This is a genomic window from Mesorhizobium shonense, from assembly GCF_040545255.1.
GTDB classification, from domain to species: Bacteria; Pseudomonadota; Alphaproteobacteria; order Rhizobiales; family Rhizobiaceae; genus Mesorhizobium; species Mesorhizobium shonense.
In genome coordinates this window covers 1-5,894 of the sequence record NZ_JBEPLM010000042.1, presented here as the reverse complement: position 1 = coordinate 5,894, position 5,894 = coordinate 1, and the positions used below count along the sequence as shown (strand labels likewise).

3 protein-coding genes and 1 pseudogene are annotated in these 5,894 nt (G+C 59.4%); all 4 read left to right on the top strand.

Translation table 11 applies throughout. The features are described 5' to 3' along the window. Window positions 1-642, top strand: a pseudogene (locus ABID26_RS36825) (hypothetical protein); the annotation flags it as partial. Window positions 643-665: 23 nt separating this feature from the next. Continuing rightward, entirely contained in the window at window positions 666-2,813 is a 2,148-nt protein-coding gene (locus tag ABID26_RS36820; RefSeq protein ID WP_354418396.1) for a type I secretion system permease/ATPase, read from the top strand. Continuing rightward, window positions 2,800-4,206, top strand: a complete 1,407-nt coding sequence (locus ABID26_RS36815) for an HlyD family type I secretion periplasmic adaptor subunit (protein ID WP_354418394.1) — start codon at window positions 2,800-2,802, stop codon at window positions 4,204-4,206. Before ABID26_RS36820 ends, ABID26_RS36815 begins: the two co-directional genes overlap by 14 nt. Window positions 4,207-4,923: 717 nt before the next feature. After that, window positions 4,924-5,894: VCBS domain-containing protein (locus ABID26_RS36810; protein ID WP_354418392.1), on the top strand; the 971-nt coding region annotated here is incomplete at its 3' end.

The following is a 5,894-nucleotide window of genomic DNA, read 5'->3' as shown; positions in this document are numbered from 1 at the left end:
GACGGCGGACTGTATATCTATGCCAACAATTGGGGGCCTGGCGACGACGGCTCGGCCGCAGCGGTCAACAACGCCGGCACCTTCGTCAAGTCGGGTGTGGCAACCACCTCGACCATCGCCACGCGCTTCAACAACACCGGCACGGTCGACGTTGAGAGCGGCACGCTGACCTTCAATGGCGTGTTCCAGAACTTTGGAACGATCCTGGCGGACGGCGGCGATATCGTCGTCAACTCCGCTGTGAACGACAGCGGCTCGGCAATCATCCTCAGTGCGTCAAAACTTGAATATGCGGCTGCTTCGAACGAAAATGTGACGTTCGCCGTCGGCTCCACAGGCACGCTGCGGCTGGACGATTCACAGGACTACACGGGGACGGTCAGCAATCTGGCCGCAGGCAATTTCCTCGACCTTTCCGACATAATGTTTGGAAATACCACCAGCCTCGGATACGCGGCAAATCAGACCGATACAGGCGGAACTCTCACCATCACCGATGGCAATCATACCGCACAGGTCGCGCTGCTGGGGCAATATCTAGCCTCGAGCTTCACGCAAGTTAGCGACGGGCATGGGGGCACACTCATCAGCATTCCGCCGACTGATACGGCGACGTTGCTCAGCCAGCCACAGAACGCGTGACACTTGGTTCGGGGGCAGGGCTGATGGACGTGGTGAGGCAAAGTGAAAACGCAAGCTCCGGCGACCCCGGGCTCGCCGCCCTGGTGATGTTGCTGCGTTTTCACGGAGTGGCGGCTGATCCGGAGCAGATCCGCCACCGCTTCCCCGCGGCATCGATCGGCATTACGGAGATGCTCCGCTGCGCCCGGGAACTGGGCCTCAAGGCGCGAGCACGGCGGACAAATTGGGATCGGCTTGCGCGAACCCCATTGCCCGGCATTGTCTCGCTGAGCGAAGGCGGCTTCCTGCTTGTAGGCAAAGTCGGCGACGAAAAGGCGCTTGTGCAGGCGCCACTTTCGCCGGTTCCAAAGCTAATGACGCGCATCGAATTCGAAGGGGTTTGGGACGGGCAGCTAGTGCTGATGACGCGCCGGGCTGGCCTAACCGACCTAGCCCGGCGGTTCGACATTGGCTGGTTCATGGGCGCCATCCACAAGTATCGCCAGCTTCTGGGCGAGGTGTTGGTTGCCTCCTTCTTTCTGCAGGCCTTGGCGTTGGTGTCGCCCCTCTTCTTTCAGGTCGTCATCGATAAGGTGCTTGTGCACCAGAGTTTGAGCACGCTCGATGTGCTGGCCATCGGCCTGGTTGCAATTGCCATATTTGAGGCAGTGCTCGGCGTCTTGCGCACATATCTCTTTGCCCACACGACCAACCGCATCGACGTGGAACTTGGGGCCCGCCTATTCAGGCATTTATTGGCACTGCCGATCGCCTATTTCCAGGCGCGGAGGGTAGGTGACTCTGTCGCCCGGGTTCGGGAACTCGAAAATATTCGCAATTTTCTCACTAGCTCGGCTCTGACGCTCGTGATCGACCTTTTTTTCACGTTCCTGTTCGTCGGAGTTATGCTCGTCTATTCGCTGGAATTAACGGGCATCGTTCTCAGCTCGTTTCCATTCTATATATTGATTTCGGCAGGCGCGACTCCACTGTTTCGGCGGCGTCTCGACGAAAAGTTCGCGCGGGGCGCGGAGAACCAGGCCTTCCTCGTCGAGAGCGTCACCGGCGTCGAAACCCTCAAGGCTCTGGCCATCGAGCCGCAGATGCAGCGGCGTTGGGAAGAGCAGCTTGCCGGGTATGTGGCGGCAAGTTTCCGGGTGCTCAGTCTCGGCAACACCGCTAGTCAGTCCGTTCAGATGATCAGCAAGCTGGTGACGGCCGCAGTACTCTATTTCGGGGCGAAGATGGTCATCGCTGGTCAGCTCACTGTCGGCGAGCTCGTCGCCTTCAACATGCTGGCCGGACGGGTGAGCGCGCCGGTGCTGCGGCTCGCGCAGATCTGGCAGGACTTCCACCAGGCACGGCTCTCGGTGGCTCGCCTGGGTGACATCCTCAACACTCCGCCCGAGCCGAGCTTTAATCCCGGCCGCGCAGCTCTACCGGCCATGCGCGGCGATGTAACCTTTGAGCATGTTGGCTTCCGATATCGCCTCGACGGGCCCGAGATCTTGCAGGATATTCATTTTTCAGTGCCGGCCGGCCAGGTCGTAGGCATTGTCGGTCCCTCTGGCTCTGGCAAGAGCACCCTTACGAAACTGATCCAGCGTCTCTATGTGCCCGAGAGCGGCAGGGTGCTTGTGGATGGTGTTGATCTGACCATGGTCGATACCACCTGGCTGCGCCGACAGATAGGCGTGGTGCTGCAGGAAAACGTTCTCTTCAACCGCACGATCCGCGACAACATCGCACTCGCCGATCCGACCATAGGAATGGATCAGATCATGGCGGCGGCCACCACGGCCGGAGCGCAAGAGTTCATCTTGGAACTTCCGGAGGGGTATGACACCATAATCGGTGAACGCGGCACCAACCTGTCCGGCGGCCAGCGTCAGCGTATCGCCATCGCCCGCGCACTAGTCACGAATCCGCGCGTCCTCATCTTCGACGAGGCGACTAGCGCGCTGGACTACGACAGCGAGCGCACCATTCAGCAGAACATGACTGAGATCGCCAAGGGGCGCACAGTGTTTATCATCGCCCACCGGCTATCCACAGTCCGCCGAGCGGACCGCATTCTCTCGATCGAGCGCGGCCGGCTGGTTGAGGACGGAACGCACGATGACCTGATCAACAGCGGCGGCTGCTATGCCTCGCTACACCGACTGCAGGCGGGAATCCATGAAGTCCGGTAGCAATGTCGTTCCGCTTCGGACCAGTCCTGCTCAGCCAACTCGATACGAGTTGGCGTTTTTGCCGGCTGCCCTGGAGATTGTGGAAACTCCGCCGTCGCCTGTCGGCCGTGCGATTGCGATGGTAATAGGGGCCTTATTCTGTGCCGCGATCACCTGGGCCTCCTTTACCAACGTCGACATCATCGCCTCTGCTCCGGGCAAGATCGTTCCCGGCGGTCGGACAAAGCTCATCCAGCCATTCGAGGCCGGGGTCGTTCGAGCGATCCATGTTCAGGATGGCCAGGTTGTTAAGGCGGGCGACGTGCTGATCGAACTCGATCCTACGATTAACGCAGCGGATCGCGATCATTTGCGCAGCGATCTGACTGCGGCCCAGTTGGAGGTCGCCCGGCTGCGTGCTGCTCTGAGTACGAGTCCCGATCCTGTCGGCGACTTCAGGCCCCCCTCGGGTGTTTCGGCTGAGCTCGTCTCGATGCAGCGCCAACTCTTGCGTACGCAAGTGGAGGAGCATCAGGCAAAGCTTGCTTCCCTCGACCGTCAACAAGAGCAAAAGCGAGCCGAGCGGGACACGATCAGCGCATTGATCGAGAAGCTGAATGAGACGATCCCGGTAGTCGAGCAGCGCACGGCGATCTACAAGACCCTCGTTGAACGGCAACTCAGTTCGAAGCTGACATATCTCGAAACGCTCCAGCAGTTGATCGATCAGCAGCATGACCTCGCAGTTAATAAGAGCCGATACAATGAAGCTGAAGCGGCACTTGCAGCCATCACCGAGAGCCTACGCGAGGTCGACGCCGACTATCGCCGAGACCTTTTGGAGAAATTGGCGGATGCGGAACGGAAAGCGGCGGGCCTCAGCAGCGACCTGACAAAGGCGGAGAAGCGAACCAAATTACAGGTTCTGACTGCACCGATTGACGGCTACGTTCAGCAACTCGCGGTTCATACTGTCGGGGGCGTCGTGACGCCGGCACAACCACTACTCGTGCTGGTGCCGACCGACAGCCAGCTTGAAATTGAAGCTCAGGTCTCGAACTCTGACATAGGCTTCATCAGGCCTGGCCAACCGGCCGCGATAAAGGTCGAGACGTTCAATTTCACTCGCTACGGCCTTCTGCAGGGTAAAGTGATCACCGTTTCCCACGATTCAATGCAACGAGAAAAGCCGACCTCGGAGGAAGCGGCCGGTGCTGAGCCGAGGGGTCAGAATTTCGTGTATACGGCTCGGATTTCGCTCGACCGGACAAAGATGAGAATCGATGAAAATATGGTCGATCTCTCACCAGGAATGGCTGTTGTGGTCGAAATTAAGACCGGATCTCGGACCCTGATGAACTATCTCCTCTCGCCACTGATGCGCTATGAGCATGACAGTTTGCGTGAGCGCTGACGGTCAGTCGGCGGGTGCTTGCCAGAAACGTGACGGATCCGTCCAATGCGGCTTCGGCGCGGACCGAGCGCTGCCCTGCACCATCGGGTAGGAACGTCCTTGCGGAACCCCGCGAACTCCATGGTTTTTCCACTATGCTCGCCGCAAATCCTCGGTCCCGTTTGAAGATCAAGATTCTGATGGCCAATAAGCAATATCGATAGCGAGCGGAAGCCCACTATCCGAGAAGGCGGCTCGCAGAGCGAGGTGGCAAGAAGGTATTGAGGAAGCGAGCTACGCCGCGGTTTGTTCGACCTGAAACCAATCGACTAAGACAGTGCAGTTTGTGCAAAAGGCTCCCAAGAATGCCCATTGTCATTAACTCTTTACAGAATTGGCTGTTGACGTTCCCGGGGGAGAGTTAATAGTATCTTAATATAAGGGGTAGCGTGAACATCTCCCGATTCGGCAACTACGGAGGGATGGGCGCTACTGGGTAGGGGTATTGCAGCGCGGCTTCTATAGCCGTGGCAGCCATCACCATCGAGCCGCCTGTCTGTGAACCGCCGTTATGGGCTGGCCGTTCACGGGCCGGGCCGTTGGGCTGCGCGTGGTTGTATGGCGCATTTCCTCTTCCCAATAGACTGGGCGCCGATCCTTTCGGCATGGGGTAGTCAGCCGTCTCGGACGGCCAACAGCCGGACGCCGGGCGCGTCTGCGGCAGGGGTAATAGCTTAAATGAGCACTTCGCAAATCGTCGGAGCCGGTGGCACAACCGTGTCGTTCTCCAACACGCCGCAGGCGCAGAATGATGTCTTCAACTATACTGAAGACAACGTCGTTCTCGCTTCAGGTTCTCAAACCGTCATCGTGCTCGATGTGATGGCGAACGATGCGGGCGGCAACGCCAAGTCGCTGTATTCCGTGGACGACGGCATCTCCGCGACGACCTTGACGAAGCAGTACGCGCCGATCGATCTGACGACCCAGGACGTGCAGGCAACCGGCATCTCAAGCTGGGAGACTATTGCTGCTGGTGTCCAGATCCGCATCAACAACGGCAAGGTTGAGATGGACCTCACTGGGTATCTGGCGGCACGCGGCTACTCGAGCCTGCAGTCGCTTGGCGCCGACGACCACATCAACGAAAGCTTCACCTATGCAATCAAGCTAGCCAATGGGACCCTGAGCTGGGCAAGCGTTTCGGTCAACATCCAAGGCGCCAATGATGGCGCGACCATCACCGCGGTGCCGGCTGCGGACACAACTGTGGTGGAAGCTGGCGGCGTCGCCAACGGCACGCCCGGCGACGCCAATGCGTCCGGGCAGTTGATCATTTCAGACGTGGATGCTGGCCAGAACCATTTCCAGGCGCCGCCAAGCCTCGGGGGCTCATACGGCACCTTCACTTTCGACGCGACCACCGGCGCCTGGACCTACGCGCTCAATCAGGCGCTGGCCGATCCGCTGACACAGGGCCAGCATGTCACTGACACTTTGACCGTGACATCAGCTGATGGGACGGCGAACTACAACATTGTCGTCAACATTACTGGTACGAATGATGTCCCTATCATTGCAGGCATCCAGACCGGCGCGGTGACGGAGGACGTTGCGGTCGACGCCAGCAGCCACCTCAACGCCTCGGGCGCGCTGACCATCGCCGATGTCGACCAGGGCCAGTCGAGCTTCGCGGCGCAGGCCGGCGT

Bases quoted from the DNA above. Each gene is read 5' to 3' on its own strand.
- ABID26_RS36820 (WP_354418396.1), top strand. From the start codon at position 666: ATGGACGTGGTGAGGCAAAGTGAAAACGCAAGCTCCGGCGACCCCGGG.
- ABID26_RS36815 (WP_354418394.1), top strand. From the start codon at position 2,800: ATGAAGTCCGGTAGCAATGTCGTTCCGCTTCGGACCAGTCCTGCTCAG.